Annotated in this window: 25 protein-coding genes and 1 pseudogene; 18 read left to right on the forward strand and 8 right to left on the reverse strand. The window is 69.9% G+C overall.

Annotated elements, in window-relative coordinates; genetic code table 11:
* The first annotated feature begins 97 nt into the window (after positions 1 to 97).
* Positions 98 to 415 (forward strand): hypothetical protein, encoded by a 318-nt coding sequence (locus ACIRL2_RS35505; RefSeq protein ID WP_402237767.1) that lies wholly within the window; start codon positions 98 to 100, stop codon positions 413 to 415.
* 130 nt (positions 416 to 545) lie between these two features.
* Positions 546 to 1,343, forward strand: coding sequence for a Scr1 family TA system antitoxin-like transcriptional regulator (locus tag ACIRL2_RS35510; protein ID WP_402237769.1), 798 nt, complete (start codon positions 546 to 548; stop codon positions 1,341 to 1,343).
* Here the strand turns inward: ACIRL2_RS35510 and ACIRL2_RS35515 are convergent.
* Positions 1,293 to 2,147, reverse strand: coding sequence for a hypothetical protein (locus ACIRL2_RS35515; protein ID WP_402237772.1), 855 nt, complete (start codon positions 2,145 to 2,147; stop codon positions 1,293 to 1,295). The genes ACIRL2_RS35510 and ACIRL2_RS35515 overlap by 51 nt on opposite strands.
* A 938-nt stretch (positions 2,148 to 3,085) precedes the next feature.
* Between ACIRL2_RS35515 and ACIRL2_RS35520 the strand changes: the two are divergent.
* The 3 genes and pseudogenes from ACIRL2_RS35520 to ACIRL2_RS35530 form a co-directional block, all read left to right on the forward strand.
* A pseudogene (locus tag ACIRL2_RS35520) lies at positions 3,086 to 3,629 on the forward strand (hypothetical protein); the annotation flags it as partial.
* Positions 3,630 to 3,679: 50 nt separating this feature from the next.
* A complete protein-coding gene (locus tag ACIRL2_RS35525; protein WP_402237774.1) occupies positions 3,680 to 4,231 on the forward strand; it encodes a transcriptional regulator in 552 nt (183 codons plus the stop codon).
* A gap of 354 nt (positions 4,232 to 4,585) precedes the next feature.
* Complete coding sequence (locus ACIRL2_RS35530; RefSeq protein WP_395872798.1) at positions 4,586 to 4,768, forward strand: hypothetical protein; 183 nt, start codon at positions 4,586 to 4,588, stop codon at positions 4,766 to 4,768.
* A 3-nt stretch (positions 4,769 to 4,771) separates the two neighbouring features.
* Here the strand turns inward: ACIRL2_RS35530 and ACIRL2_RS35535 are convergent, their stop codons facing one another.
* Both ACIRL2_RS35535 and ACIRL2_RS35540 read right to left on the reverse strand, forming a co-directional pair.
* On the reverse strand, positions 4,772 to 5,932 hold the full coding sequence (locus ACIRL2_RS35535; RefSeq protein WP_395872799.1) for a methyltransferase domain-containing protein: 1,161 nt from the start codon (positions 5,930 to 5,932) through the stop codon (positions 4,772 to 4,774).
* Entirely contained in the window at positions 5,933 to 6,487 is a 555-nt protein-coding gene (locus ACIRL2_RS35540) for a hypothetical protein (protein WP_402237777.1), read from the reverse strand.
* A 383-nt stretch (positions 6,488 to 6,870) separates the two neighbouring features.
* Here ACIRL2_RS35540 and ACIRL2_RS35545 point away from each other — a divergent pair, with 383 nt between their 5' ends.
* Positions 6,871 to 7,341: a hypothetical protein gene (locus ACIRL2_RS35545; protein WP_402237779.1), complete on the forward strand. Its 471-nt coding sequence runs from the start codon at positions 6,871 to 6,873 to the stop codon at positions 7,339 to 7,341.
* Between the two features lie 120 nt (positions 7,342 to 7,461).
* On the opposite strand, the gene ACIRL2_RS35550 is transcribed toward ACIRL2_RS35545, so the two are convergent.
* Positions 7,462 to 8,139 carry a DUF6461 domain-containing protein gene (locus tag ACIRL2_RS35550; protein ID WP_402237782.1) on the reverse strand — a complete coding sequence of 226 codons (678 nt, stop codon included), beginning with the start codon at positions 8,137 to 8,139 and terminating at the stop codon, positions 7,462 to 7,464.
* Between the two features lie 821 nt (positions 8,140 to 8,960).
* Here ACIRL2_RS35550 and ACIRL2_RS35555 point away from each other — a divergent pair.
* Together ACIRL2_RS35555 and ACIRL2_RS35560 are read left to right on the forward strand one after the other, a co-directional pair.
* Entirely contained in the window at positions 8,961 to 9,650 is a 690-nt protein-coding gene (locus ACIRL2_RS35555; protein ID WP_402237784.1) for an SMI1/KNR4 family protein, read from the forward strand.
* Positions 9,651 to 10,014: 364 nt separating this feature from the next.
* On the forward strand, positions 10,015 to 10,380 hold the full coding sequence (locus ACIRL2_RS35560; protein ID WP_402237786.1) for a hypothetical protein: 366 nt from the start codon (positions 10,015 to 10,017) through the stop codon (positions 10,378 to 10,380).
* Positions 10,381 to 10,475: 95 nt separating this feature from the next.
* Here the strand turns inward: ACIRL2_RS35560 and ACIRL2_RS35565 are convergent, their stop codons facing one another.
* Positions 10,476 to 11,348 carry a Ku protein gene (locus ACIRL2_RS35565; protein WP_402237788.1) on the reverse strand — a complete coding sequence of 291 codons (873 nt, stop codon included), beginning with the start codon at positions 11,346 to 11,348 and terminating at the stop codon, positions 10,476 to 10,478.
* A gap of 304 nt (positions 11,349 to 11,652) precedes the next feature.
* Between ACIRL2_RS35565 and ACIRL2_RS35570 the strand changes: the two genes are divergently transcribed.
* Complete coding sequence (locus ACIRL2_RS35570) at positions 11,653 to 12,309, forward strand: hypothetical protein (RefSeq protein WP_402237790.1); 657 nt, start codon at positions 11,653 to 11,655, stop codon at positions 12,307 to 12,309.
* Positions 12,310 to 12,319: 10 nt separating this feature from the next.
* A complete protein-coding gene (locus tag ACIRL2_RS35575) occupies positions 12,320 to 13,216 on the forward strand; it encodes a hypothetical protein (protein WP_402237792.1) in 897 nt (298 codons plus the stop codon).
* 41 nt (positions 13,217 to 13,257) lie between these two features.
* On the opposite strand, the gene ACIRL2_RS35580 is transcribed toward ACIRL2_RS35575, so the two are convergent.
* Positions 13,258 to 13,833, reverse strand: coding sequence for an Imm21 family immunity protein (locus ACIRL2_RS35580; RefSeq protein WP_402237794.1), 576 nt, complete (start codon positions 13,831 to 13,833; stop codon positions 13,258 to 13,260).
* An 11-nt stretch (positions 13,834 to 13,844) separates the two neighbouring features.
* Positions 13,845 to 15,398 (reverse strand): hypothetical protein, encoded by a 1,554-nt coding sequence (locus ACIRL2_RS35585; protein WP_402237796.1) that lies wholly within the window; start codon positions 15,396 to 15,398, stop codon positions 13,845 to 13,847.
* Positions 15,399 to 17,976: 2,578 nt separating this feature from the next.
* Here ACIRL2_RS35585 and ACIRL2_RS35590 point away from each other — a divergent pair.
* The 4 genes from ACIRL2_RS35590 to ACIRL2_RS35605 all read left to right on the forward strand — a co-directional run bounded on the left by ACIRL2_RS35590 (position 17,977) and on the right by ACIRL2_RS35605 (position 20,285).
* The gene (locus tag ACIRL2_RS35590) at positions 17,977 to 18,312 is read left to right on the forward strand and encodes a MerR family transcriptional regulator (RefSeq protein WP_395872810.1); all 336 of its coding nucleotides are present in this window, start codon (positions 17,977 to 17,979) and stop codon (positions 18,310 to 18,312) included.
* 375 nt (positions 18,313 to 18,687) lie between these two features.
* Positions 18,688 to 19,260 (forward strand): SMI1/KNR4 family protein, encoded by a 573-nt coding sequence (locus ACIRL2_RS35595; RefSeq protein ID WP_395872811.1) that lies wholly within the window; start codon positions 18,688 to 18,690, stop codon positions 19,258 to 19,260.
* A gap of 114 nt (positions 19,261 to 19,374) precedes the next feature.
* Positions 19,375 to 19,665: a hypothetical protein gene (locus tag ACIRL2_RS35600; protein ID WP_402237800.1), complete on the forward strand. Its 291-nt coding sequence runs from the start codon at positions 19,375 to 19,377 to the stop codon at positions 19,663 to 19,665.
* A gap of 278 nt (positions 19,666 to 19,943) precedes the next feature.
* A complete protein-coding gene (locus ACIRL2_RS35605) occupies positions 19,944 to 20,285 on the forward strand; it encodes a hypothetical protein (protein WP_402237801.1) in 342 nt (113 codons plus the stop codon).
* Between the two features lie 682 nt (positions 20,286 to 20,967).
* On the opposite strand, the gene ACIRL2_RS35610 is transcribed toward ACIRL2_RS35605, so the two are convergent.
* Positions 20,968 to 21,996, reverse strand: a complete 1,029-nt coding sequence (locus tag ACIRL2_RS35610) for a LacI family DNA-binding transcriptional regulator (RefSeq protein WP_395872813.1) — start codon at positions 21,994 to 21,996, stop codon at positions 20,968 to 20,970.
* Between the two features lie 212 nt (positions 21,997 to 22,208).
* On the opposite strand from ACIRL2_RS35610, the gene ACIRL2_RS35615 reads away from it, so the two are divergent.
* From ACIRL2_RS35615 to ACIRL2_RS35630, 4 genes are read left to right on the forward strand one after another with little or no spacing between them, the layout of a single operon-like run.
* Positions 22,209 to 23,138, forward strand: coding sequence for a nitrilase family protein (locus ACIRL2_RS35615; protein ID WP_402237804.1), 930 nt, complete (start codon positions 22,209 to 22,211; stop codon positions 23,136 to 23,138).
* 10 nt (positions 23,139 to 23,148) lie between these two features.
* Positions 23,149 to 24,375 carry a hypothetical protein gene (locus ACIRL2_RS35620; protein WP_402237806.1) on the forward strand — a complete coding sequence of 409 codons (1,227 nt, stop codon included), beginning with the start codon at positions 23,149 to 23,151 and terminating at the stop codon, positions 24,373 to 24,375.
* A gap of 53 nt (positions 24,376 to 24,428) precedes the next feature.
* Positions 24,429 to 25,838 carry an amidase gene (locus ACIRL2_RS35625; RefSeq protein ID WP_402237808.1) on the forward strand — a complete coding sequence of 470 codons (1,410 nt, stop codon included), beginning with the start codon at positions 24,429 to 24,431 and terminating at the stop codon, positions 25,836 to 25,838.
* 43 nt (positions 25,839 to 25,881) lie between these two features.
* The gene (locus ACIRL2_RS35630; protein ID WP_402237810.1) at positions 25,882 to 26,910 is read left to right on the forward strand and encodes an alpha/beta fold hydrolase; all 1,029 of its coding nucleotides are present in this window, start codon (positions 25,882 to 25,884) and stop codon (positions 26,908 to 26,910) included.
* Positions 26,911 to 26,953: the final 43 nt, after the last annotated feature.

Raw genomic sequence — 26,953 nt, forward strand, 5'->3', positions numbered from 1 at the left:
GTGGCGGGACTCGCGGGCGGCGTCCGCGGCCCGGCATCGCGAGTGGGACCAGGCCGTCGACGCGCTGCCGTCGGGCCCGCCGGCGGCGGCCGCAGCGTTGATCTCCCAGGCCCTGGCCCCGGCCGACGTCGCGCACGTCGACGACCAGGAGCGCGAGGAGCGCGACGAGTTCCCGCTGCGCGAGGACGGCCTGCCCGACCCGGCCGCGATGACCACCGCGCAACGTGACCGGCTCCGGCACGACGTCACCCACGACCCGGACGACCCGAAACTGGAGGCGATCCTGACGATGGCCGCGTTCACCCGCGAGGACCCCGGCTACGTCCGGGCCCTGTACGGCCACGACCTGGTCGACCTCGCGCAGCGCCTGGCGACGTCGACCACGATGAAGCTCACCGGCGCGGGTGCCCGATGACCGCGCCTCCCGAGGACGTCCGCCCGCAGGACCTGGCCCGCCTCGCCCCGCGGTCCGCTTTGGCCGCGGCCCGCGACCGCACCGGCGACGCACCCGTGAAGCGTCCAAGTCCGGCAGGCTGACGACCGGCGTGACGCTGCCCTCGCCGTCCGACATCCGCACCTGGTGCTCAGTGTGCGGGGCCGAGGATCAGGTCGAGGACTTGCTGGCGCAGACCCGTGACGTCGACTCGCTGTACGTCGAATGGAAACGGCGCCACAAGGCCGGCATGCGGCAGCTCCAGGAGTCCTACACCGCCGAGTTCGACAACACGCAGCGCTTCCGCGAGTACCGGTGCGACGTGATCCCCGGGTTCGTGCAGACGCATGCCCACGCGCATGCGCTGCCGGCATCCGTCGCCCGGTTCGACCGCATCCCCGACGACTCATCAGACGCCGCGACCGCGCGCCTTGCGCGGTCCTCGATCGTCCGGTCGCCGGGCACGCGGACGTTCGTGCTCCTGGTCGGCGAAGCAGTCCTGCATCACCGCATCGCCGATGACGCGGTGATGTCCGAGCAACTGGGCTACCTGCTGGCGGTGATGGCCTTTCCCGCCGTGTCCCTGGGCATCGTGCCGCTGCGCGCACGCCGCGACGCGATCCTTCCGCCGGAGTCGGGAGCGACTACCTTTCGGCCGAGTACGCGAGCGTACTCGGTGAACTCGGACTGCGCTGCTCCGTCGGCTGTACCGAAATCTGCTTCGACAACCCATGGCCGAATCCTTCTTCATGGACTTGAAGAACGAACGGGTTTTGAATTGACAGTCAGAAGCCTGTCCGAAAAGCGCGAGACCCTTCAGTCGCCATCTGGGCCGCCCAGGTCGCCGACACGCCGCTCTCTAACGGTCCGGCAGTTCCGGTGCCACGCGGGGACGCTCCCTCTGCGGTAGCACGTTGACGCCGTGCACGACCGGGTTGAGTTCGGGGAGCGGCTGCCCGGGAGTCCACGGCTTCCCGAAGCCCAGGGAAGCTGCTATACATTTTTTGCGGACTTCCACCTGGCCCGGCGTCAACGGTCGACCATTCCCGGGGTTCGTATGGGTGTAGAGATAATCGAGACTTTGTCGCAAATTTGCCGCCCGGCGGTCGACCGCGCCCCAGTCGCCGGCATCCATGGCCACCCCTTGTACCCATGTTTGCTGGGCTATCCAAGGGGCCTTGGTGCCGTAGAAGGCAACCATGGTTGCACTCATCGCCCAACGTTCCGCGTAACTGTCCCCCGCATGGCCGCCGAGGCCTTCGATGATAGTGGGGTCTTTTGTGCAGCCCCTCGAGTCCGCGCTGAGAGAGATTTTCCCTTTCTCATTTTTGGGGTTGTGGAGAAATTCCGCTCTGCCAGTGTTCGTGTGCTCGACCTCGTGGAAGATCACCGTCGCGGCGCCATACTGTCCGCCGCCCAGCACCGACCCTTTGGCGTGATACTTCTGCATCGAATTAAGCAGGGTATTCCGCCGGCCGGGCCCGAAGTATTTGTAATTGACGCGCACGCGGCCCCTTGTCAGGGCAAAGGCGGGGCCGCTCATCAAGCCGTGTTTATCGATGCCGATGTTTCGATATCCAGAGTTCGGTGTGATCATGCGGGAGTGCAAAAGAGCGATCGCTGCCTCCTTTGCGGTCAAGAGATCCATCCCCTTGAATTGGGCGGATGGATCGCTATCCGAAATCCCTAGATTCTTCAGGGACTCGGTGGTCACGGATGACAGCTCCTTGACATCGCGGGCATGCACGATGTTCTGGAGATGGGAGCTCTCCGGAGTTATTCCAGGGGATTGATGGTTGTAAGGGACGGGAGCCGTCCCTTCATGGGTTGACAACGGGGGGCTGTCGGAAGAATCGAGCGCCCGGGCCGCTGTCGGGACGGGGGAGACCCCCGGATTGTGCGCGGTCGCCGGCGCGGTGGGAGGCTCTGGATCATGCCGAGACGCGTGCTTGCGCGAGGAACGGAATCTGCGTCGAAGCCGCTCGCGTAGGTTGGGCTCTTCCGACGCGCCACCTTCACGGGCGTCGCCCGTCTCCCGCTGTGGATCGGGCAAGGTCAGGACCGCCCACCTGGAGCGGCGGCTCGCGACGACGCGGGCGTAGCGCGTCCATCGGGTCGTGGCGGGTTGTCCGCGTGGAGCGGTGGTGGTGGCGTCGCCCGAGTTGTGACCATGGCCTTCCTTGCGGGTCGGATCGTGGCCGTCCGTGCGTGCCCGTAGGTAGGGCGTGTTGAGGATAACGCGTCGGTGTGGGCCGAGGGGCAGGCGCAAGTCCGTTGTCTCGTCGTTGATCCTCGAAACTGTGATTCCCTCGTTCGTGGAGCGATGAAGGCGGCCGCGCTTCCGGCCATTCGCCACCATGCTGCGATGGGTCGACGCATCGCATGATGCCGGTCGGGCGACTCTCATCGCTCACCAGGGCGCCGTTCGCCTGGTACGACCTCGTACCGGAATCACTGTGGCCGATCCGGATGCTCGCGGGTGAACTCGGGGAGGAGCGAGGCCGCCGTATTGAGCGCCACAGACGTGGTCCAGCTCTGGTGACGGGCCACGGCGTCCTTCGAGCGATGCCCCGACAATGCGGGTGTGTCGCCCGGCCGAAAGCAAACCGAAGTGGGGGAGTCCCCGCCCGCGTGCGCGCTCCGCGAGGCGCGCCGGCCTGGCACCACCACACCCTGCCGAACCCGCTCGGCGACCGGGACGAGCCCGGCCCGCTGTGGATCACCGACCCCACGCTCCGACTGTTGCTGCGGTGTGCGTCGCCCGCCTACGGACGCCTGTGCGAGGAACCACACATCCTCGAATCCTGGACCGCCGTGGCGACCGAGAACCTCCTCGAACGACTCCGTGGCGCGCTACGCGACGCCCGCGCCACCGCGATCGCCGGCGGCGACGACGTCACCTTGGACTACGTGAAGCAGATGTACGCGAAACTCGTGACCACGATGGGTGGTTCGAACTACAACCGGGAGATCAACCGCCCGGACTGGATGCACACCATCCGCTCCCAGGCGTTCTCCAACCTGTGGGTCAAGGCCTTCAAGGCCCACCAAGGTGGCCTCGCCGTGGTGCGGGTGATGGGCACCGACGAGCTCCTCCTCACCGGCGGCGACTGGGCGCACCGTGTTCACCGAGGGCCGCGGCGTCGGCGACGTCAAGATCAAGGACACCTACACCCTCCAGACCAAGGACAAGTGATGCACCACACCCACCCTCGACCGGCCTCGCCCGAGAGGACCTGACCCCATATGCCGTACCGCTCCCTGGAGCCCGGCAAATACGGGATGCGCGGCACCCGCGCCTCCGCCCTGGCCGCCGAGTGCCTGGACGAATTCGCCGACGGGGTCGCCTCGCCCGTCGACACCGAACGCGGCCTCGCCGCACGCCTGCGCTACCTCACCGCCTCCAACGCCGGCTACACCGCCATGGACGCGGCGGGCATCGCCGTCACCCCACGCACCCTCGCCTCGTGGCTCGCCGAGGACCAAACCCCGAACCGGGCGAACCTGCGCCGGCGCAACGTGGCCCGCTCGTTGATCCGCCGGTTGAACAACGGCGGCCGCGGCACCCGGGCGGAACTGCACCCGCACGACCAGTCCGGGGTGCGCGACCAGCACCGCAGGGCGGGGGTGGCCGGGCACCGCAGCGTCAACGTCCGCCGCTGGGACGCCATCGTCCGCGCCTGGGCGGCCGGCGACGACCGCGCCCTGGACGAGGAGTGGACCGACGAGGTCCTGGCCGACCTCGGCTCCGACTGGGGCGGCTACGAATACGCCACCGGAGTCGGCTTCGCCGCCTGAACTCCGGGTCTCAGTCCGCGTGTCCTGACCTCACGACCGATGTCCTACGAATGTCCCTTCGTGAGACTGCGCAGGTCAGTGGCGCGCACTCAGCGTCCGATCCGAGGATTTGGACACGGTCGTGAGATCCGGGACCGGACACGTCGTGAGACACCGCGAGCAGCCCCCGGTCACAGCGTCGGCGTAGGACGCGAACTGCGAGACCCTACAACTCCAGGAGGCTCAAGGCTTCGAACCCGTAGCCTTGCCGGGGCTCGGGTCCGCAGGTACCAACGATGGTTCCGGCCCCCGGTTGCGAGTCGGTGCCGTCGATGGGCGGTGGCAAGTGTCGGGAGGCGGTCCTACGCTCCGATCATGACGACGAACACATGGCCGCGAGATCGCCACAGCGGCCCGGGCGGCGGCCTGCACACCGGGCCTGGCGGCGGGATGCACACCGGTGCCTGCGCGAACCCGTACCGCAGCAACCTACCCCCGCGCGACGTCCTGGTCGCCTACCTGCGCGCCCATGGCTTGATCGCGTGGTCGATGGCGTGATGATCACCCGCGGGTGGGTACCGGAGCGGGAAGCCGGTAGCGGCGTGCGGTGTCGGGGTCGCCTTCCCACACGTACTGTTCGTGTTCGGTGATGGTGATGCCGTGGTCCCAGCGGCTGACCTGTCCGTGTGCGGTCCATGCGTCCCAGGCGGTCTCGAACGCGTCGAACAGGCGCCGGGGTCCGCCTTGTTCGGCACGCGCACTGCCATCGGGCAGGGTGGTGACGACGGCCCAGGACGAGGTCCCGTCGTGGATCCAGGCGTTGACGCCGTCCTCGTCGGTGTCGGTGGTGTACACGACGTCGGGCAGCGCCATGCGCAGCGCCCACAACAGGTTCGTGTCGGTGTGCAGAGGGGTGATATCGCGGTCGACGGTGCGCTTGTCGTCGGGGGCACGGCCGGCCCGGATTTGCGTGTAGGAGCGGACGGTGGCGGCGGGCGGCGGTGTGTCGCGTGCGTTCATGAATTGGGCGAGGCCGTGCATCCAGCCGCGGGCACTGCGGTGGTCGTCGGCGACGGTGACCGCGAAGTGCCCCAGGCGGCCGAGGGGGAAGACCAGGTCGCCGCCGGAGGCGGTCTGTTCGATCCACGCCCAGGGGACGTGGTCGACGGCGTAGGTGGTGATCACCCGGTCGTACGGTGCGGCTTCGGGCCGGCCGAGGTTGCCGTCACCGACGGCGACGTCGACGCGAACCCCGGCACGCCGCAGCCTCCCGGCCGCCGTGTCGGCGAGTTCCGCTGAGGCCTCCACGCTGGTCACCCGCCCGGAGGTGCCGACACGGTGGGCGATCAGTGCCGCGTTCCAGCCGGTCCCGGTGCCCAACTCCAGGACGCGGTGGCCGGGTTCGACGTCGAGGGAGTCGAGCATGGTCGCCACGACCGCCGGTGCCGACAGGGACGACGAGGGGATGCCGTCGGTGATCTCGGTGACGGCCGCGTCGTCGGGCCCGGCGTAGACGAGTTCGGCCCACCGGTCCGGGCTCGCGCCGCGGTCGACGGGCACGTACGCGTTCCCGTCCCAGTCCCACAGGCGCTCGGGCGCGAACGCGTGGCGGGGCAGCGCGTCGAACGCGGCGCGCACCCACGGGGCGTCCTCGGGCCACGCGCCGCGCGTCCGCATCGCCTCGTCCAGGGCGCGGCGACGTTCCTCCAGGACGCCGGTCATCTACTTCGGGTCCTTCTTGTGGCGCCCGTCCGGCGTCGGCTCCGGAGTGGGCTGCCCGTCCTTGTTGCCCGGCGGCGGGTTGCCTTTGGACGGGTCGGGAGCCGGCTTGCTGTGCTCGCCCATGATGGTGGTCACCCCTACTTGGGTCGTCACGGTCCGAAACCCCATGATGACGGGATCGAAGCACGAATGTGAATGGTCGCGGCACACGATCCCTCTGAACGGCCCGAGCCAGGCCGGTCGAGTCGAACGGCACGACACGACCAAGGCGATGTGCTCGTACCGCTCCAAGACGGCCAGGAGCGCCGGCAACTCGAACCTCCACGCCTCGGGGAAGTTCGCATCGTTCAACGCGTCGATGGCCAGCAGGAACCGGACGCCTGCGGCGGCACCCGCGCCGCCCGCTGCTGCGCCGCCCGGCCCCGCAGCAGCCGCTGCTGCGGGGCCCGCCCCCGGAGCGCCCGCCGCTGTGCCGCCGCCGGTCGCACCGCCCGCGTCGTTGTCGTCGGTCCCGTCGTCGGCGATCGCCCGTGCTGTGCCGTGTGCGGTGGTCATCTGGGGGACGGCGAGTGCTTCCACGAGCTCGGGGGCGTGGGCGCGCAACGGTCACGAGATACCGGTGTCCGTCCGACAGGAGCATGTCGTCGGGGTGTTCGTGGTCGTCGAGGAACACGGGCACGACGATGCCCGCGACCTTACCCTGCCCCGGCTGTTGCCGTAGGGCCCTGCCCACGGCCTGAGTAATACTGACAATACTTGACATTTCATCGAAAATCACCACGGTATCCACGGTCGGACAATCGATCCCTCGCCGAGAATCCGCACATTCGAGACCACGGACAGATCACCTGCGGCGCAGGGTTCGGCGAACCGTCCGAGGACGCGTCGCCGGTGCTCGCCGGGGTGCTCGCCGTGCAGCGGACTGCGATATCCGGGAGGTGGCCGCGTACGCCCTGGCCGCGGCCTCGGGTCGGGCCGGGGAGATCTCCGCCGCCCTGCACGACCGCTTCCGGATCGAGGACCACGCGCGTGTACGCGCGAGCCTGGTCCTGGCGATTGCGCAGTCGGCCCGGGAACACCGACACGAGGACGCCGCCGCCTTCACCCGCGCCCTGTGGTCGGACCCCGCGCGCCCGGCCGAGGTCCGGGTGGGCGCCGCCCTGGGGTGGTTGTGTCTGGTGGAGGGCCCCGTGCCCCGCGACCTGCGTGCCGTCCTCGACGCGTGCGTCACCCCCGAGCTCGATCGTGTGATGGCCTCGGTGCCCTGGCTGGGCCTCTTCGATCACGACGGGGCCGGATTGGCCCACACCTTGCGGGAGTTGCTCGATCCGGACCCGTTCCGACGCTCGGTGGCCGACGGCCGCCTCTGGGCGGGGGCCGAGGGCTGCGCCGACGACCCGCCCTTTTGACGGTGTGGTGGCGGCTGCGGCGATCGGGCGCTTCGGGGGCGGTCCGCGTCGGCGTCTGGGCATCGCGGGAGGCGGGGAAGGAGCGGAATGCCTTCTTGTCGTCGTTTACTCGCCGGGTGGTTAGGCGACAGCGGTGGCCGTCAGAGTGATGGGTCCTGTGTCGGGGATCGGTTGTGGTGGTGAGGTCTTGACGGGCAGTGGTGCGGAGAGTCCTTCGCGCAGTCCGGCCGCGAGGAGTGGGCCGTGGACGACGTCGTCGTGGGGGAGGTCGAGGCCGAACACGGTCTCGGCCATGCGCAGTTCGCAACCCCGCGTCGGGGCGTCGTCATCGGGGCGTGTGCCGTCCGGGGCGAGGAGCCCGGCGGTGATCATGTGGGGGAGGAGCCGGTCGGGGTTCGTGCCGATGCGGTCCTCGGGAGCGTCTTCCTCGAAGCCGCACACGATCTCGCCGTTCTCGGCGTGGATCAGGTACGCGACGGGGTTGCAGTCGCCGTACACCAGGACCGCCTCGGTGCCGGCGGAGACCGCGGCCAGGACACCCTTCTGGAATCCGCGGTTCCCGGTGGTTTCCACGGCGTAGGCCCACCCGTGCGAGGTGCCGGCCCGGATGGTCTCGACGCCGGTGTCGAAGTAGGTCTCGGTGGCGTCGATGAGCCCCATCGGCGAGGCTCTTGCGGGGTCGCAGCCCATGCGGGTCAGCAGTTCCAGGGGCTCCAGGCCCCGGGCGAACGTCACGCAGTAGTCGGATCCGAACTCGCGGGCCTCGCGCAGCCACGCGATACCGTCCCAGGCACTCATGCCCACACCGTAGGACCGGTGTCCGACACCCGCCGCGCGCCCCACAGGTGGGGAACATGCCCCGGCCCACCCGCGATCCGTGCGGCGGTGTCGGCGTGTTCGGGGTCGTACGGCATCGGTGGACTCGACGGCCGCCACGACGGCGTCCGCTTGGGCGACGGTCGCGTCCCGGACTCCCCGCGCACGTCGGATGAAGGGGCGAGTACAACCCGGCTGCGGCGTACTGCCGCTCGACTACCGGCTCGACTCCTGCGCCACGAACACCCGGGAGGTGGACGGTGAGGCGGCGGTGCTGTCCCGGCGCGGTGTGCGTTCTGCTCGAGGACGGTTTCCACCCCGGCGATCAACTCGTTGCAGAATTCGCGTTTCCCGAGCCGGGCGGGGAACGCTCGCAGTCGACCAGCAAGGCCCGTCCGGCGAGCCGGCCCCGCGTACCCCGCCGAACAACGATGTGGCGGCCACGTCGAACCCCACGTACACGAATGTCACCCCGACGCGTTCGGCGAGGCCTTTCAGCAGGTCGGCCGGGGCGTTCACTCCCACCACCCCGACGCACCGTCACGTGCGGGCCCACGGGCCGCCGGCCGTTACTGCGAGCTCAGTGGCTGTCGTTTCGGTTCTCGATGTCCGGTGCCGGAAGGAGGTGATCGAGCGAGCGGAAGTCGTCGTGGGTCCTGTCGCCGGGCGGTGAGTTGAGGATTCCGATGTAGACGGGTCCGCGTGTGGTTCGCGTCCGCAGCGCGGTCCACTGGTCGAGGTCGTGCTCGGCGTACGCGTGGACCAGGACGGCGAGTCGAATCTCGTGGGCCGGGGTGAACCGCGTGGACGAGGGCGACGACGACGTGCTGATGGCGAAGTTGACCGCTCGCGCCTGGGATCCGGGGCGGCGTTTCGACACCGCCCGCGTCCCGACCGCCTGGATCCTCGAACACCACGGCCACGACCGCCTCACCCGCTCCGGCGATCGCGTCGTGTCCCGCGCGATGAACGGCACCGACCTCGAACTCCCCTCGCACACCGAGGAGATGACCGCCTACTACGCCGACGCCCCTCGAGGCCCCCTGTTCCCACCCGCCACCGCGCACCAGGTCGACGAGGCGCAGTCCCTCCTCGGGCGACCCCTGCCCACACTCCTGCGCCGCCTCTACACCGAGATCGGCGACGGAGGCTTCGGACCCGACTCCGGACTATCCTCCCTGCGCCGCGGCAACCGCGCCCCGGGACACGTGCACGACCGGCCCCGCGCGATCCGCGACGACGCGGAACACCACCGCCACTGGGCACCACCCTCGTCATGGCTGCACCTGGCATACGGCGGCTGCTCCATGGAATGGCACCTGTCGTTGATCGCGGTGGACGACCCGGTACTCCTCTACGACGCCGACGGATGGGAGGGCGACTGGGGGCAGAACCCCCACGACGGGCTGCGCCACGCCATGCCGCTGCGCCGTTGGTTGTCGATCTGGGCGAACGGTGGTCAGGTGTGGGACGACGTCCTGGCCGACGACTGAACGTGGCGAGGGTGGTCGCGTGTGGGAGCGGCTTTCGGGTCGGGGAAGGGAGGTTCGGGGCGTGGAGAATGCGTGGGCCGTGCGGAGGGGGTGAAGTGGGATTTCGACCGTCCGCTCCGACTGCGCATCCCGGTACCGGGAGGGCTGACGAATCCGCCAAGCGGCTCCCGTGCCCGACGGGAAGTGGTGGCCTCGTTCGTGGCGGGGTGGTCGTGGTGGCGATGATGGTGCGGTCGTGAGCGTTGACGGGCAACGGTCGTGCTGTGGGGGAGGGTTCGGGGTGAGGTTCGAGTCGAGTGGGTTTCCGTTGGTGGTGCCGCAGTCGCCACTGCAGTTGTGGGCCTGGGACGCGAGTCATTCGAGGATGGTGTTCCGTCGTCAGACGCAGTCCGGGATCCGTTACGAGGACGACCGGGTCCTGGACGTGTGTTTTCGGGATGTGCGGAAGGCGATGATCGAGCCGTACGTTCCCGACGCTGTCGTGCGCCCGCTGGATGTTCCGCCGCCGGGTGAGGCGTCGGTGCCCGGACACCGTCGGGCGAGGTATTTCTCCGTCACGGGCACCAGTGCCCTGCACGGCGGCGCCGCCGATCACTGGGTCCTGTGCGGGAGCGTGATGTGGGCGTGGCTGGACATCGGCTGGGACGATCCCAGCCCGTTCACGAACGACGCGGTGATGGACTCCCTCGACACCGTCGCCTGGCACGGACGGGTCCACCCGCCCGCGTGAGGTCGCGAATCGGGTCGCCGCCCCCGTCCGCGATACGGAGGGCCCCTTGACCGGCGCCCGGGTTCGACCGGTCCCGGCGGGGCGGGTGATCGGGTTCAGCCCGTCTTCTTGCGTGTTCGGGCCGCAGAGCCGTTCTTCCTCGTGCTGCCCGCGTTCTTGGACGCCGTGCGCTTCGCGGCCTTGGGGCGGTCCTTGGTGGCCGCCTCGACGCTGGCGGTGAGCGCGGACATCAGGTCGACGACGTTGTCCGCGGTCGCGGTGCGTTCGGCAGCCTCGTCGGAGTGGGCGCCGGCGGCCTTGGCCTCGACCAGGGCGTCCAGTGCGCGTTGATAGTCGTCGTGGACGTCGGCCAGGTCGAAGTCCTCGCTGAGGGTGTCCATGAGCGAGGCGGCCATCTTCAATTCCTGGGGGCGGATGGTCACCTCGCCCCGCGGGGCGATGCCCTCGGGGGCACGGAGCTCGTCCGGCCACAACATCGTCCGGAGGGTGAGGATGTCTCCTTGCACGCGGACCAGGGCCAGGCTCTCGCGGGTGGACAGGGTGATCTTGGTGACCGCCGCCCGGCCCTGTCCGGCGAGGGCCTCGCGGATGAGGACGTAGGGCTTGGTCGCGGTGGGGCCGGCGGGCCCGAGGTAGTAGGGCTTGGACAGGGCGAGCGGGTCGATGTCGGCCTCGTCGACGAACGCGAGCACGTCGACGATCTTCTTGCTGGGCAACGGCAGCTCGGCCATGTCCTCGTCCGTGAGCACGACCTGGCGCCCGTCCGAGGACTCGTAGGCCTTCGCGATCCCGGCGTACGGGACCTCCTCGCCATCCAGCTCGCAAACTCTCCGGTATCGGATTCGGCCGCCGTCGCTCTCATGAACCTGATGCGCCGCGGAGCGACTCTCCGAAACGGTTGCGGGGTACAACTCGACCGGGATGCTCACCAACCCGAACGAGATGGAGCCCTTCCATGTCGCCCGCATGCACACTCCTCGCCAAATGACACAAAATGACCGCTTTTCGATCGTATGGGATCAGTGCGGTGGTGACCAGGAACGCTTCGTCACCGACCGACGCCGGCGAGGGCGAGTCGGACACGCCCTCCGTCGCGAGACCGCGCCGGAGGCGGCCGGGCCGGGGCGGGGTCGGCGTGGCGGGGTCGAGCGGCGGTTGTCGGTGCGGCACCGTAGCGTCCGGTTTCGGTTCCCCGCTCCCGGGTGCGGGGTGGAGGATGTTCCCGTTCGGGAGGTGGGTGCGATTCCTGTCGTTGCTTCCGCGCGTGGTGTCGTGTTCGTCGACAATCACTCGCTGCACCTGGTCGCGGGGGAGAGGTTTCCCTGGGACTGGTCGTATTCCGTGGACACCACCGGTCTCGTCGAGGCTCGCGACGACGAGGTCCGCGTGAGCACCGGACTGGCGACGTGTGCGCGGATGCCGTTGACGGTGGAGGTCCACGACACGGACCCGGGCACACCCGCAGGCGAGTGGGACGACGTCGCGGAGACCTCGCTGACCGTGCACACCGACGACCTCCACACCGTGGAGACCGGCGACGTCCCCTCCGTGCGCCTGCCCCTGGGCGCCGACGGGGCGGCCACCTACCGCGTCCGGGTCCACGCGCACGGACGCGACCTGGAATACGACGGCAGCGCCGGCGACCCGGCGGGCGAGCGCTACCTCGTCCAACTGTGGCCCGCTGCCCACGCCCCGGACCGCGTCGTGCGCCTGAGCGACGCCGCCCGGCACAGGCGGGACGCCGCGATCGCCCACGCCCGCAAACCCCTGCCACCCGTCCCGCTCCCGCCCGGGATTCCGCCCGGGCGGCCCATGACCGAACCGCGCCCGATGTCCACGCCCGCGTCGGCCGGCGGGCAACGCCCCACAACCATGCGGGCCGAGCGACGACCCGCGGACGACGACCGACGGATTCCTCCCGACCGCTAGCCTGCGGTCCATGAGTCTGGATGCCGAACTGAGCGCGTTGGCGGCCCAAAGGGACCTTCCCGCCGACCTGGTGTGGCGTTTGCTTCGACACCCGCAGGCCCGCCGCACGGTGGCGCTGCTGCGCCGGGACCTGACCGAGGCGATGATCGAGGAGATCATCGCGCTCGGCTCCATACGTTCCCTCTCGGTCAACGCCTCCGTCCCCGCCGACATCAGAGCCCGCCTGGCGGAGCACCCGGAGCCGATCGTCCGGTGCGGGATCGCCACCAGCGTCGCCGACGATCCGCCGGGACTGCCGGCCCGCCTGGCGGACGATCCGGATCCCTCCGTGCGGATGTTCCTCACGGGGAACGATCATCTGCCGCCGCAACTGCCGGCCCGCCTGGCCGCGGACCCGGAACCCCGTGTGCGCCGGCAGATCATCCACCACTGGCACGATGCCCCGGACCGGGTGCGTCGGGCCCTGATGACCGATCCCGACCCCCAAGTCCGCAGGGACAGTGTCCGGAACTACGCCCCGCCGGCGGACCTGCTGCCCGCCCTCCTCGCCGACCCCGAGACCCGCGCCGCCGCCGTCGAATTCGTGACCCCGTCGCCGGAGTTGGCCGCCGACCCCGATTCCGCCGTACGCGTGGCCGTCGCCGACCATCCCGACCTTCCCACGGACCTGCGCGACCAACTCGCGGAAGATCCGGACATGTTCGTCCGCAACGCGATCGCGGCCCGCCCGGACACCCCTCCGGCCCTGCGCGACCGGATCGTGGCCACGCTGCACACCGACAACCCCGTCGCCGAGTGGGCCCTGAGGTACCGCCGCAACCCCAACGTCGGGGGCAAACCGTCACCGGCCCCGCCGACACTCACCCGGGAACAGGCGGAAGCACTCCTGGCCCGGGCCGACCTGTAGGGCGAACGAAGCATCCGCAGCGGCCGAGGCAGGCCCCGCTTTCAGGCTGCGGGCAGGAGCCGGACCACGCCCACCGACGCGTCGTCCCCATCCACGTATGCGGCACTCACGCGCCATCGACCGGCCTCGACCGGGACGGGCGCCTGCTCCGGGAGAGCGCCCCCGCCCGGATACCCGACGTCCAACGCGTCCCCGGCCATCACGGCGTCCATCAGCACTGCGGCCCCGTCCGTCTCCCACACGCCGCAGCCCTCCCACACGGTCGCCGAATCGGCGATGACGGCTTCCGCCATGGCAAGGAGTTCCGCTTCGGAGTCCGCCCCGACCCACCGCACGAACGCCCGCAGGTCCGGCACGAAACAGCTGCTCGCCGGCTCATCGCCCAACACCAGCACCCGCGCACCGCCGGTTCCGACGGCGAGCACGCCGGCCAAACCCTCCACGTCACAGGCACGGTCGTAGTCCTCACGGACTCCCGTCCGACCCCACGACTGCGACGAGCCCGCCCAGTCCGCTCGCGCCGAGAGGGGGACCACGACCAGCGGACCGCCCGTCGACTCCACCCAACACAAGGAGCCGCGGACCGGGCCGAAAGGACCGGACGACACTTCATGCATGCGGTGATTCTTCACCAACGCGTCGAACCCCCATCCACCAGGTGCCCGACAGCCTCACGCACCGACTCGGCCCGGATTACCAGGGCCGCGGTGGCGGTAGCGAGTCGGATCGACCGGAGGGGGGTTGGAGGTCGGCGTAGGGGGTTGGCTCCCCGGCGCCGCAACGCAGGACGCCCGTGGTCGGGGCGGGGTGGGATGCGCGGTGGGGGCACCTCCACCACGACGCGGACTCCGTGCGGAAGCAGCAGGAGGAAGTCCATGCGTTCGCGGCCGAGGGCGCTGTCTTTGCCGCCGCGCTCCTTGCGTGTCTTGGGGTCCATGTGGAGGTAGACCTGCGGCAGCAGCGCCGGGTGGCCGGCCCCCGACTCGTTGATGGGGAACAGCTCGCAATAGGCGCGGAACACCGTTTGTTCCGGCGAGAGCCATTCCGGCCGCTTCGGATCCTTGTGCAGTGACGCTCGCAGCCGCTTGTACAGGGCACGACCGACGTCGTTGTCCGTCGTGCCCGCCGGGAGGGATTCCCGATCCCGCCACCAGGTGATCATCTCGCCCCAGGTCAGGCCGGACGCGCTCAGTGGCCGGCTGTACACGAGGCAGAACTGCTCGTTCCTCACCATCAGCATGTCGTTGTTGATGGCGTCGCCGAGTACGAACTCCGGCTTCGGCCCGTCCGCGGCGAAGATCAGGTTCTTCATGGCGCCCGGCACACCGGCGCCGATCGTGCGGGCGGCGAAGATCGGTGCGCCGCTGATGCTGTCCACTTCGACGAGTTCATAGCCGTCGTGCGACAGCGTCTCGTTGAAGAACGCATGAAGACGCACGACTTCGGCGGCATCGGGGCGCACGGCCGGGTGCAGCATCTCCGCCATGAAACGCAGGAGTGGTTCGTCGTCGGCCAGCCCGAACCGCGGGTCGCCCCAAATCCAGTCCTCGTCCCAGTCGTTGGGGTTGTTGACGCAGTGTTGCCAGACGTCCTGGGCGGCCGTGGTGAATCGCTCGTCGCGGCTGGGCAGGTTGTCCAGGTCGTACAGGCGGCTCAAGAACTGCGTCTCGTCGAGCGTCCCGCCCCACCACTGGCCCGCGAGGCCGTCGCGAAGCCGGCGGCGAGTGACATCGGTGATCCGGTTCTTGCGCCCTTGGCCCTGTCGAAGATGGGGATGGTATTCGTCCAAGCGGCGCAGGACGGGACCGAACACGCTGTCGAGGTAACTCCGGCGCGCGTGATAACTGCCCTCCATCCCTTGATCTTTCCAGTAGGTCCTGAAGCCCCTGAAGTCTCGGAAGGGCACGCCGAGGGCTATGCCAAGGCGTTTCAGCGCCGCGCCCAGGGTTCCGAGGAGAACTGCGATCTCCTCGTCGTCGAGAACCTCACCTCCGCCCGTGCCGAACGCCTCCAGTTCCCTCACTGCAAGCCTCGTCAGCTCGTGAGCCGCGTCCAGATCCGTCACCACGTGCAACGAGCCACCGCGAAGGCGCTCGACCCGCTCGACATCCAAACGGACCTTCGGGTGGCTGAACGACCCCGTGCCGACCTGCCGGGCAACGAGAAAGCGATGCTGGGTCACGCACCGATTATTCCCTGGGCACCACCTTCGGCGACGGGCCAAAAGACGAAGTCGTCGTCGGGGACGTCCATCCTTCGATCACCCGCGAAGTGTGCTTCGCTCCCAGCCCATTCCACCTCGCGATCGTGTGGTACGCCGTCGCCGCTCCCGCACGGGTCCGATTGGCCTGATGTGCCGTCAGGTGTGTCCGCCCGCAGGGGTAGATTGCGGTGCCTCGGAGACGAGCGGAAGGGCAGAACTGGCCCGGTGGCTGTGCCATGCTGCCCGGATGCGGATTGCGGTGGAAGTGAAGCCCGACCTCATCGAGAAGGTTGCGCGACGAACCGATCCGGTCGGGGCGATCGAAGAGCTGGTGTGGAACGGATTGGACGCCGGTGCCACGCAGGTGCACGCGGACCTCGAACTGCGCGTGGGGCGAAGCCGCTCTTCGCCGACGCGCTGCTCGGGTTCCTCGCCGCCGCGGACTGCACCCGCGAGGCGGCGACCGACGTCATCGCGGTCTGCCGGCCGCCGCGCCCGCGACTGCCCCACCGCACTTTCCGCCGCTCGACGTGCCCATGACGATCACCTCTACCGCCATCCTCCGACCACCCGACATGTTGTCTGCCTCGGGAGTGACAGTCGTTCTCGCCACGGTGAATTGTCAGTGCCAATCGGCGTCGAATCTGGCTGTTCACGCCAACGAGACAGTTAAAATCGGCCAATGCTCTCCGGGATGCCACGGTCCCGCCCCGTCGTGAAGGATCTTGGATCCGGGTCGACCCCGACTCGACGTGTCCGATCCGAAGGAGTATTCGTGACCACCGGCGAAACCGTACCCACCGCAGGCACTACCGAAGAGGGCGTCCGGGAGGTCCCGGCAGGGGTGATCCGGGTCGAGTAGCCGCCTTCCGTCACCGAGGCCCGCGACGCTCTGCTGCGGGCCATCGGCCGAGAAGCCCAGCACGTCGCGGACACCTCCCCGGGACAGGCGTCCAAGGCTTTGGGGGAACTCGCGCGCGCCTACGCCCTCGTGACCGCGCCCCCCATCGCCGTGAGGCAGCTGGGCTCCGGGGGCCCACGGCCCCGGTGGCGGGCTCATCATTCACGAGATGCCTGACCTGTCGCTTGCTTGGATGCAATGACCTGCTCGGGTACGGCGATCCAGCATGGGTCGCTGTCGTTCGACGATGTCGGTCTCGCCGGTTCCGAACTCCGTCGGGGTCGGCGCGCTTGACGGTGCGTGTGTCGGCGGGTGGCGCGTCGCGAGCCCCGAGCCCGTGACGATTTCGGGGCTCGCGCGGAAGGTGCTCTCGGTGGTGGGCCCGGCCCGGACGACCCACGGGTCGGGCCCACCACCGTGTGGGTGGACACCGAAATGTCGTGGGCTGGACATCCGGTTGAAGCTCCCTCAGACCGCTTGACGATCTATAGGAGCTTCACCTGGTCGCGGCGAAATGCGGACGTGGACCTTCGATGCGGGCCGTGGCCCGGCCGCTCCTGGGACCGCGGCGACGGCCCTGGAGGTCGACGCCGTCGCGCCCGCAGACCTCCCCTCAACTGCGGCCCCAACCCCCACCCGTCCGAGGGAAGTCGCGGAGCGGGCCGGTGCGACGGTGATGCTCAACTTGTCCGTCGGATTCCCGGATTCCGGGACCGTCGACGTTCGCTCCCGGCTGTCCGTTGCCGGCGCGGCCCGTGGTTCGTCCACCCCCGGCGGTGACGATCTCACCGCCGGTTTTCCATGGCCGCCAATGGGCGATTACCTCACTGTCGCTGATGCAAAAATCTGTTGTGGCTGGAGTAGACATTGGACGTTGGTGTGGTTATGGTTTCTGTCGTAGCCCAGAGAGACAGAAGGGCCTGGCAGAGACGAACTGCCGGCCGCAGTACCCGTAGTCGCAGTGGCAGGTGCAGGACGGTGCGCTTGTGGAGTCCCGAAGCCACGGTTGTCGCAGGACGGCGACGGGACTGACGGACGCACCGGGTGGTCGCAGTGACCAGGGCCGCCCTGAGCAATACCGCAGTTGACGCAGTGGCAGTACCGGCAAGTGCAATTCGCAGTACCCGCAGATGAGTAGGTGAGCGGTACCTCGGTGAAGGCGTCGGCTGCGGACGCGCGCACCGGGAGGTTCGGCAGTGGGGTTCCAAGCCAAGGCAGGGTGCAGGATGGGCGACGGGGCCGGCTGCCGAAGCGTGGCGCTGTCACAGGCCACCGAGGAGTACGAATCACCGGCAGTACGCAGAAGAGCAGTCGCAGTACGCAGTAACCGACAGAGCCGTACCGGCAGTACGCAGTACCCGTAGTGGCAGTACCCGCAGTACGCAGTAGATGTCACAGAGGAAACAACGAGGGAGTGGAAGCGCCATCGGGATCGCCCGGGCGGAAGTCTGGGCCCGGGTACCGCAGAGGACATCGTTAGTGAGGTGGTCTCCGGTCGAGCAACCGCGATCCCCGCACCCCCGACCGCGGTTCGGTCGGGCCCGCGGAAACAACAGGCCGGCGCAGTGTCAGGGCCGGCGGATGGTGTAGCAGTTCCTTCGGGGCCCTGGTGCCAACGGCACCAGGGCCCCTCCACGCGTTCCACAGAGAGGTGCGATGACAGCAGACAACCCCGGCCGTCTCGACGACGACCACTACCCCGCCTACACCACGGGCCGGGCCGCCGAACTCCTCGGCACCACCCCGAGTTTCCTGCGCGCCGTCGAACAAGCCCGGCTGATCACCCCGCAGCGCTCCGCGGGCGGACACCGCCGCTACTCCCGCCACCAACTGCGCATCGCCGCCCGCGCCCGGGAACTCGCCGACCACGGAACCTCCATCGAGGCCGCCTGCCGCATCGCCATCCTCGAGGGCAGGCTCGAGCAAGCCCACCGCGCCAACACCGAACACAGCCGCAACGCCGAACCGGCGAACCCCACGGCCGCGGCCTGAGAACGGCCGAGACCTGCAACTCGCGGGAGCCCGACGGCTTGCCGCCCGCACGTACCGCCCGGGGCGCACAGCGTTCCGGGCGACCGCACTCCCTCTGCGGCCACGGGGCCAAGAGCCCACGCGCGAGCACGCCCCTCGACCGCCCCGGCCCAAGAGATCCTCTTCCCTTGCCGGATCGGCGGAGTACCGTTCCCGGTCCGTTGATCTTGGGAAGTCCCCACACGTGGGTGATCCGGGAATTCTTGTGGACGGGGTTCGTGATTGACCCTTGACCGTCTGATCGATCCGAGTCCCCGAAAGACAGGCGCCACCGAGTCCTGTGGCCCCGGGGCGGGACCATGCGGGCGCGAGATGCCGCTCTGGCACTCTGCTCGCATGGACGACTTCGCCGGTACCCAGACACCGATCCGCCGCCTGACCGAACCCGCGGAGACGATCGCGGAGTTGGAACAGGCTGTGCCGGGCCTGGCCGCGCTGCGTCTGTCGGTGCCCGCAGACATCGACTGGCAGACCGCGGAGACCGAACTCGGTGCGGTCCTGCCGGCCGACTTCAAGCTCCTCCGCGAGCTCTACCCGCGCTTCGTGCTCGGCGATTTCCTCGGCATCGGCGGTCCGGGGCCCGGCCGGGAGAGCGCCTGGGTCCAAGGGGTGCGGGAAACCTTGCAAATCATCTCGGAATGGTGCGAGGAAGCGGACCTGGCCGTGCCGCTCCACCCGTACCCCGCACCCGGTGGTCTGCTTCCCTGGGCCGAGTCGAATCAGGGGGACTTCTTCCTGTGGACCACGAACCCGGCCGGGCCGCAGGCGTGGACGGTCACCGTCGCCTCGCGGAGCTCCGCGTGGTGGCACTACACCGGCGGGGCGGTTCAGTTCCTGGCTGACCTGGTCACCGGCGCGGTGGAACCGTGGGCTCTGCCGAAGGTCCGCCCTGATGTCGTGACTTGGTGAGCCCGCCTCGGGCCGCGAGGTCCGGTTCCGCCGACTCGGGCAAGTCCCGCGTCGTGAAGTGGGTCGACCAGGTTCCAAGTCGCAACACCTGCGGACCGTATGCCATCGCGGTCAATGACCAAGCGCACACAAGAATTCACCAACGACGAAGGCGTCACCTGCCGGGCCGTGATGACCGAAGAGGCCGCCGCCCGCCCCGACGAGGAACACCGCGCGATGTACCGCCGCCTCCTCGCCACCCACCGCCCACCCGACCCCGCGATGGAACCCATCAACCGCACCCTCAACACCACCCTGAACGCCTTCGTCCTCGAACGCCTCGAAGGACTCCACACCCCGGCCACCACGTCGGCCTCAACGACCTCGCACCCGGCCTGCTACGGCCGGACCTGGACCCCCAGTTGACGGCCACCATGGACCGACTGTTCGACCATCAGATCGAGATCATCGCCGACCGGATCCGGCGGGGCGAGACGTGACGACCTGTCCACGGGCCGCCGGCCTTCCCCCGCCGGCGCTCGTGAGACGCGGAGAAGGCGTCGATCGCACACGTATTCGACGCCTTTCCATCGTCTCCGTCGCGAAGGACAGTTCGCGCAGCCCCACCGACCGGACGCATTCCCATGTGTATCGGCGGTCGGTGAGACGATAGGCGGAATCTCGTGAGGAAAGGAGGCCCGCCGGTGTCGACTCCTTCGGATCCGTCGGGATCGGTCGCCCCGACCGGGGACACCCATCCGACGGCGTACGCGAATCCCTGGATCGCCCGCTCGCCGGTGCCCGAGGTCCACGTCCCGTACGCCGCGCCTTGGCCGGCACCGGCTCCCGCCGCGCTTGCGCAACCACAGCCGGGCGACGTGTCGCAGGCGTTCATCGACCGCACCACCGCCGCGGAGGCCGCCCGCGCCGCGCCGAAGCGCCCGGCACCGGCCGTCTCTTCTGCGGTGGACCCCAGGATCGCCATGCGCGACGGCGGTCTGGACGCGCGGCCGCCCGGGGCTCGGCCCCGCCCTCTCGGGCGGTGACGCGTGGTCGTCCCCCCGGCTGGTCGGCGAGCACCACGGCGGCCGAATCGAGGAGCGGCCCGGCACGACGATCGGAGCAATCCCGCGATGTGGGACGCGAACTGGGCGGCCCGGGCGCAGGCCTAAGCTAGCGACCCCGCCCCGATCCCCCAGACCTGTGTTCGTCATGTCCATCGCATGTCGAGTGCGTCCAGCGCGGCGATCCATTCGGCCGGGAGTTTCGGCCGCCGGGACCTGGTGGTCGCCCCGGCCGAGGGCGCGGCGGCCGGCGGCTCCGGGTCGCGCCGATGGCGCCGGGCGGCGGGGGATGGGTGGCGGCGGAGTCCGGTTCGGTGGCCGGCAGCCAGACGTCGTCGACCGGCTTGCCGTGTCCTGGCCGGCGCTTCGCCCGGTCCGACGGATACTCCGGGTGCACGCCGACTGTGTCGGCCAGGCTCCACGATTCCGCGATGCGCCGGTCGAGGTACCAGGCGGCCGGTCACCCCGAGGAGCCGCGGGGGATCGACATTCGTACGCCCCGATACGCGGGTTGGGCGTCGCGAGCGGCGGCCGGAGTGCCGTCCGGGCCCGGCCGCGAAACCGGCACCGGGCACCGGCTGCGGCGGTCGGCGACGCCGGATGGGGGATTGCCGCAAGCAAGCACCCGCCGGAGGTTGCGCCATCCGCGATCGTGCTCCGCGTATCAGCGGCGCGGACGGCAGGCAGTGGAGGCGCGGGCGGTCAGTACCGGGCGCAGGCGCTCCGACACGGGCTTCTCGCCCGCCAAGAGGCCGACGAGCAATTCCAGGGCGCGGCGCCCCATTTCGCTCGGTGACGAGTCGACGCTGGTGAGAGGGACGGGCAGTTCGGCGGCGAGCGCCGTGTCGTTGTAGCCCATGATCGCGATGTCTCGGCCCACCCGCAGGCCACGGTCGCGGGCCGCGCCCATGGCGCCGATGGCGGCGAAGTCGTTGACCGCGAAGAGCGCGGTCGGTGGACTCTCGCCCACGAGGAGCCTCTCGGCGGCCTCGCGGCCCGCGTGCGTGTCGAAGCCGCTGCGGGCGATCCGGCCGTCCGGCACGGGCACTCCGTCCTCGGCGCATCGCTCCAGGAATCCGGCGACGCGGTCGGTGGCGGTGCTGGCAAACGGCTCGCCGGCGATGATCCCGATCTCGCGATGTCCCAGGCCGAGCAGGTGATCCGCAGCCAGCCGGCCGCCCAGCCGGTCGTCGCAGGTGACCGCCGGATGGTCGGCGGAGTGTCGGTTCACCAGCACGAACGGCGTGCCTTCGGCGGCCAGCTCGGCGAGAAAGGCATCGTCGGACCGGGCGTCGCCGAAGATCAGGCCGTCGGTCCGGCGCGCCAGCAGCGTCTCGGTGCGCCGGCGGCGCGCCTCGGGCCGGTCGAGGGTGTTGACGGCGATGGTGGCCAGGCCATGGGCCGTGGCGGCTTCCTCGACGCCCTCGTGGATCGTGGCGAGAACCAGGTCGGACAGGCGTGGCACGAGGACGCCTATCAGATTGCTCCGCCGGGTCCGCAGCCCGGTGGCGTGCGGGTCCGGCCGGTAGCCCAGTTCGTCGGCGCGGCGGCGCACCCGTTCCGCGGTGGAGCTGGAGGCGGCTCGCGCCCCGGTGGGGACCGTGCCGTTCAGGATGCGCGAAACGGTCGAGACGTGCAGACCGAGTTCCTCCGCGATGGAGCGCAATGTGGCCGGTCGCTTACTCTCCGACATGGCAGTCCTTTCCCATCCCGGCCCCCCTTGACGGTGGTCCTGGTGCGCTTCATGATAGCCCAAACGATTGGCGCAAACGTTTGGGTAACGCGGGACGTTGCGACCCGTGATCGTTTCGGTCTTGTTCCTGCCGTTTCAGGTGCTATCCGTGAGCGAGTCAGCAACCGCCCGGACCATCGAACGCTCCCCACCGGAAAGAGGCGACGACTGTCATGACCCAGCCACCCACGGAGGCCGTGCGCCCACCCGCCCCGGCCGACCGGCGGGTCAGTCCCGCCCGGATCGCCGTCGTCCAGTGTGACGCCCAGGTCGGACTCGGCAACCGCGAGGACAACGTCGCGCGAGGCCTGGCCCTGGCCGCTCGGGCAGCCGACGACGGCGCCACGCTGATCGTTCTGCCGGAACTGTGCGCCACCGGATACACGTTCGCCACCAGGGAAGAGGCGTACGCGCACGCCGAGGAGGTCCCGTCGGGCGGCACCGTCCGCGCGTGGGAGGTGTTCGCCCGCGAGCGCGGTGTCCACCTTGTCGCCGGCCTCGTGGAACGCGAAGGCGTTCGGCTGTACGACACGGCGGTCCTGGTCGGCCCGGACGGGTACGTCGGCCACTATCGCAAGACCCACCTGTGGAACATCGAGAAGCTCTGGTTCGCCCCCGGCGACCGCGGCTTCCCCGTGTTCGAGACCCCTATCGGCCGGATCGGCCTCCTGATCTGTTGGGACATCTGGTTCCCCGAGGTGCCTCGGCTGCTGGCCCTCCAGGGCGCGGACATCATCTGCAGCGTCAACAACTGGGTCTGGACGCCGCCGCCGATCTTCGACGAGTCCGGCCGGTGCATGGCCGCCTACCTGACCATGACCGCCGCCCACGTCAACAACGTCGTCATCGCCGCCGCCAACAGGATCGGAACCGACCGTGACGCGCGTTTCCTGGGCTGTTCGCTCATCGCCGGCACCAACGGCTGGCCGATCGGCGAGGTCGCCGGACCGGACGAGGAACGCATCCTCACCGCCGACATCGACGTCGTCGCCTCCCGCGGCGCGCCCATCTGGAACCAGCTCAACGACCTGGTACGCGACCGCAGGACCGACCTGTACGACACGATGCTCGGCTACACGCTGAGCCCGGCCTTTCCGAGATGAGGAGGGTCGCGTGCCTCGCTCCACGATCGACGACCGGCACCTGCCGCGCCGCGCGTTCTCCGGGCCTACGCCGGCCGTAGTGGCCCTGGTGGCCGGTGTCATGGTCGGCATCTCGCTGGACGCCCTGGGGGAGTGGTTTCCGTCATCGCTTCCCGCGTACACAGACTGGGCCCTCGACTATCCCTCCCCGTCATGGCTGTTGTGGTGGGTCTTGGGCGACACCACCGAGGCCACCTTGTACAAGTCGGCACCCGGCGGACTGCTGATGATCGCCGGCGCCGCGTTCGCCCACTACGGCTCCCCCCGCCGCAGAGGCTTCCCGCTCGCGTGCGCCACCGACCTGTGGCCCTGGGTCGCGATCAGCGCCGGACTCGCCCTCCTGGCCAGCAACCTGGCGTGGGGCTGGACCCTCACCTCCTCGGGTCTGTGGCAACCCACCTTCGCCCCCTTCGTGTCCGTGCCGCCGGCCGTCGTCGTGATGTACGGACGCGGCTGGGCGGTGGCGGCGACGGGCGCCGCCCTGGGAGTGCTGCTGGTGACGCCTTTGTCCCTGCTCATGGTCAACGAGGTCAGCACGCCGTTGGACCTGTCCCCGATCGCCGGGAGCGTCACCGGCATGTGTCTCGGCGGCGCCCTCGCGTTCACCCTGTGCCGGCACCTGCCGTGGCTGGCAAGCCCTGCCGCCGGACCACGCGTCCCCCCACCGGAGACGTCCGCCGCCGGCACCGAGGAAACCGACACCGTGCGGCCTCGGGCGCAGCAGTCGACCTGGGTCGTCCGTCGGGTGCTCGCGGACTTCACCGAAGCCCACTTCTACGGCAACGAATGGGCCGGCGCGGGGCTGCTGCTCGGCACCATCGCCGCCTTCGCCGTCAACCCGGCCGCCGTGTCCTACGGCAGCGGCCTGTTTCCCGAACTCCTGGCCGCACAACTCCTCGCCGGGGCCTGTGGAGTCGTCCTGTGGCGCCGGCGCTGGGCCCGATACGGCATGTACCCCACGTTCGTTCCGATCGTCTCGGTCACACCGGCCACCGTCCTGACCTACGGCGGATCACCGGCGTCGATCCTCGCGGGCGCTGCACTCGGCGCCGCCATCGCTCCGCCACTGGCCGACGCCGCCGCGCGCAGACTGCCCGCGCACATCCAGCCGATGGTCGCGTACACCGCCACGATGGCGGTCTGCACCGTGTCGATCGTCCCGATCCTCGGACTTCTCCCCGGCTTCCGGACCGTCTGAGGCCGACCGCCTGCGAGACCCACCCCGACCGCCCCCATCTCCGGGATCCCGCCATGACGCAGCACGCCTCCACCCTCGCGCGTACCACGCCACCCCCCGGCCCTTTCGCCGGCCGCACGATCCCCGAACTCGCCGCTGACCTCAGGTCCGGGCGCACCACTGCGGGAGAACTCGCCCACGCCGCGCTGCGGTGCATCGCCCGTACCGATCCGGACGTCAACGCCTTCGCGTTCGTGGACACCGAAGGCACGCTGGCGGCCGCGCTGACGGCCGACCGTGAACTCGCCGACGGCGTGGACCGCGGCCCCCTGCACGGACTGCCCGTCGGCATCAAGGACATGATCGACGTGGCCGGGCTGCCGACCACCGCCGGGTCGGCCCATCTCGCGGGTCGCGTCGCCCGCCACGACGCGACGTGCGTCCGGCGCCTGCGTGCCGCCGGTGCGGTGATCGTCGGCAAGACCACCACGCACGAGTTCGCGTACGGCCCCATGGGGGACCGTTCGATGCACGGTCCCACCCGCAACCCGCGCGACCTGACCCGCATGTCCGGCGGGTCGAGCGGCGGAAGCGCGGCCGCGGTCGCCGCCGGCCAGGTGGCGTACGCCCTGGGCACCGACACCGGTGGTTCGGTAAGAGTCCCCGCCGCGCTGTGCGGCGTAGCCGGTTTCAAGCCCGCTTATGGAGCCATACCCACCGACGGTGTTCTGCCCCTGGCCCGATCGCTCGACCACGTCGGCGTCCTGGCCGCCACCGCCGCCGACTGCCTGACCGTCCATCGGATCCTCGCCGCCACCACGACAAACGCAGACTACCCGCCCCCGGGGCCCGTCACCACTCCCCGGGTCGCATGGCTGGAGTCCGCCGCCGAGCCCGCGGAGCGGGACCCGCGAGTCGTCGACGTCGTACGGCGAGCCCTGGAAGAGATCGGCATCCGTGCCCGACACGTCGACTGGACCTGGGCACCGACATGCCGTGACGCCTTCGCGGCGATCCAGGGCACCGAGGCATCGACCCTGCACGCCGCACGCATGAAACACGCGCCACGGCTGTTCGACGAGGAGGTCCTGGAGAGACTGCGCGCCGCGGCGACGGTGCCGAGGTGGGCGTACGAAGCCGCCTTCGCCACACGCGCGGTGGCCGCCCGCCACGCCGAGGACCTGCTCGACGGGCACGACCTCATCGCCATGCCGACCGTCCCGATCACCGCGCCACCACTGAACACACGCCGGCTGCACATCGGCGATCGGCCCTCGGGTGCCGTACGCGACGCCCTGCTCTCCCTCACCAGCACCTGGAACCTTCTGGGCCTGCCCGCCTTCAGCATCCCGGTGGGGACCGTCGACGGCCTGCCCGTGGCACTCCAACTGATCTGCCGCGCCGGACACGAGGCCACCGCCACCGCCGTGGCCGAACGTGTCGCGAGAAACCCGCTCCTCACACCCTCCGCCCACCTGCCCTGACTGCCTGACCGGCATCCCCTGCCCCGAAAGGACCCGCAACGCAATGCCCGGCACCAAGCACCCCACCCTCGAACTCGCGAACTTCGCACTCGAGAGGGGCGGCCTACTCACCCCCGCCCGACTCGCCTACCAGACCCACGGCTCCCTCCTGCCCGACAAGTCCAACGCGGTTCTTTCCCCCACCTGGTTCGCCGGCGACCACACCGCCAACGAATGGCTCATCGGCCCGGGACGACCCCTGGACACCGACCGCTACTTCGTCATCGTCCCCAACCTGTTCGGCAACGGCGTCTCCTCGTCACCGTCGAACACCCCCGAGCCGAACGCCGCGGCCGACTTCCCCGACGTCACCGTGCGCGACAACGTCCGCGCCCAGTACCACCTGGTCCACGACCACTTCGGCATCGAACGCCTGCAACTGGTCGTGGGCTGCTCCATGGGGGCCTTGCAGACCTACCAGTGGGCGGTCTCGCACCCGGACATGGTCGCCCGCGCCCTGCCGTTCTGCGGCTCCCCGAAGACCGCACCGCACAACCGGGTGTTCATCGAGGGACTGAGGGCGGTCCTGACCGCCGCACCCGGCGCACGCGAAGGCCGACACGCACCCGGCCACGCCGCGGCGCTGCGGGCGTTCGCCCGCGTGTACGCCGGCTGGGGATTCTCGCAGGCCTTCTACTGGAACGAACGGCACCGCGAACTCGGCTTCGCGTCCCTCGACGACTTCCTCACGGGTTTCTGGGAGGCCAACTTCGCCGGCCAGGACATCAACGACCTTTTGGCGATGCTGTGGACGTGGCAGCACGCGGACGTCGGCACGACCGAAGGCCACGACGGCGACGTCACCAAGGCGCTCGCCGCGATCACCGCTCGCGTGATCGCCCTCCCAGCGCAAAAGGACCTCTACTTCCCGCCCGAGGACGAGAAGTGGGCTTCCTCCCACATCACGAACGGAAGCGTCGAGGTGATCCCCGGCGAGTGGGGCCACCTCACCGGCGGCGGCGCCGACTCCGCGGGCGCCCGGTTCATCGGCGACGCGATCCGACGACTATTGGACGCCCCCGTCGCGAACTGAACCCCGCTAACGCGCGAACGCGCCCGCCCGGGCCCTTTCAGGC

The sequence above is a fragment of the Embleya sp. NPDC127516 genome (assembly GCF_044765325.1).
Lineage (GTDB): Bacteria > Actinomycetota > Actinomycetes > Streptomycetales > Streptomycetaceae > Embleya.

Bases quoted from the DNA above. Each gene is read 5' to 3' on its own strand.
- ACIRL2_RS35525 (WP_402237774.1), top strand. From the start codon at position 3,680: ATGCCGTACCGCTCCCTGGAGCCCGGCAAATACGGGATGCGCGGCACC.
- ACIRL2_RS35530 (WP_395872798.1), top strand. From the start codon at position 4,586: ATGACGACGAACACATGGCCGCGAGATCGCCACAGCGGCCCGGGCGGC.
- ACIRL2_RS35535 (WP_395872799.1), bottom strand. From the start codon at position 5,932: ATGACCGGCGTCCTGGAGGAACGTCGCCGCGCCCTGGACGAGGCGATG.
- ACIRL2_RS35540 (WP_402237777.1), bottom strand. From the start codon at position 6,487: ATGACCACCGCACACGGCACAGCACGGGCGATCGCCGACGACGGGACC.
- ACIRL2_RS35550 (WP_402237782.1), bottom strand. From the start codon at position 8,139: ATGAGTGCCTGGGACGGTATCGCGTGGCTGCGCGAGGCCCGCGAGTTC.
- ACIRL2_RS35560 (WP_402237786.1), top strand. From the start codon at position 10,015: ATGGTGTTCCGTCGTCAGACGCAGTCCGGGATCCGTTACGAGGACGAC.
- ACIRL2_RS35565 (WP_402237788.1), bottom strand. From the start codon at position 11,348: ATGCGGGCGACATGGAAGGGCTCCATCTCGTTCGGGTTGGTGAGCATC.
- ACIRL2_RS35575 (WP_402237792.1), top strand. From the start codon at position 12,320: ATGAGTCTGGATGCCGAACTGAGCGCGTTGGCGGCCCAAAGGGACCTT.
- ACIRL2_RS35580 (WP_402237794.1), bottom strand. From the start codon at position 13,833: ATGCATGAAGTGTCGTCCGGTCCTTTCGGCCCGGTCCGCGGCTCCTTG.
- ACIRL2_RS35590 (WP_395872810.1), top strand. From the start codon at position 17,977: ATGACAGCAGACAACCCCGGCCGTCTCGACGACGACCACTACCCCGCC.
- ACIRL2_RS35595 (WP_395872811.1), top strand. From the start codon at position 18,688: ATGGACGACTTCGCCGGTACCCAGACACCGATCCGCCGCCTGACCGAA.
- ACIRL2_RS35600 (WP_402237800.1), top strand. From the start codon at position 19,375: ATGACCAAGCGCACACAAGAATTCACCAACGACGAAGGCGTCACCTGC.
- ACIRL2_RS35610 (WP_395872813.1), bottom strand. From the start codon at position 21,996: ATGTCGGAGAGTAAGCGACCGGCCACATTGCGCTCCATCGCGGAGGAA.
- ACIRL2_RS35615 (WP_402237804.1), top strand. From the start codon at position 22,209: ATGACCCAGCCACCCACGGAGGCCGTGCGCCCACCCGCCCCGGCCGAC.
- ACIRL2_RS35625 (WP_402237808.1), top strand. From the start codon at position 24,429: ATGACGCAGCACGCCTCCACCCTCGCGCGTACCACGCCACCCCCCGGC.
- ACIRL2_RS35630 (WP_402237810.1), top strand. From the start codon at position 25,882: ATGCCCGGCACCAAGCACCCCACCCTCGAACTCGCGAACTTCGCACTC.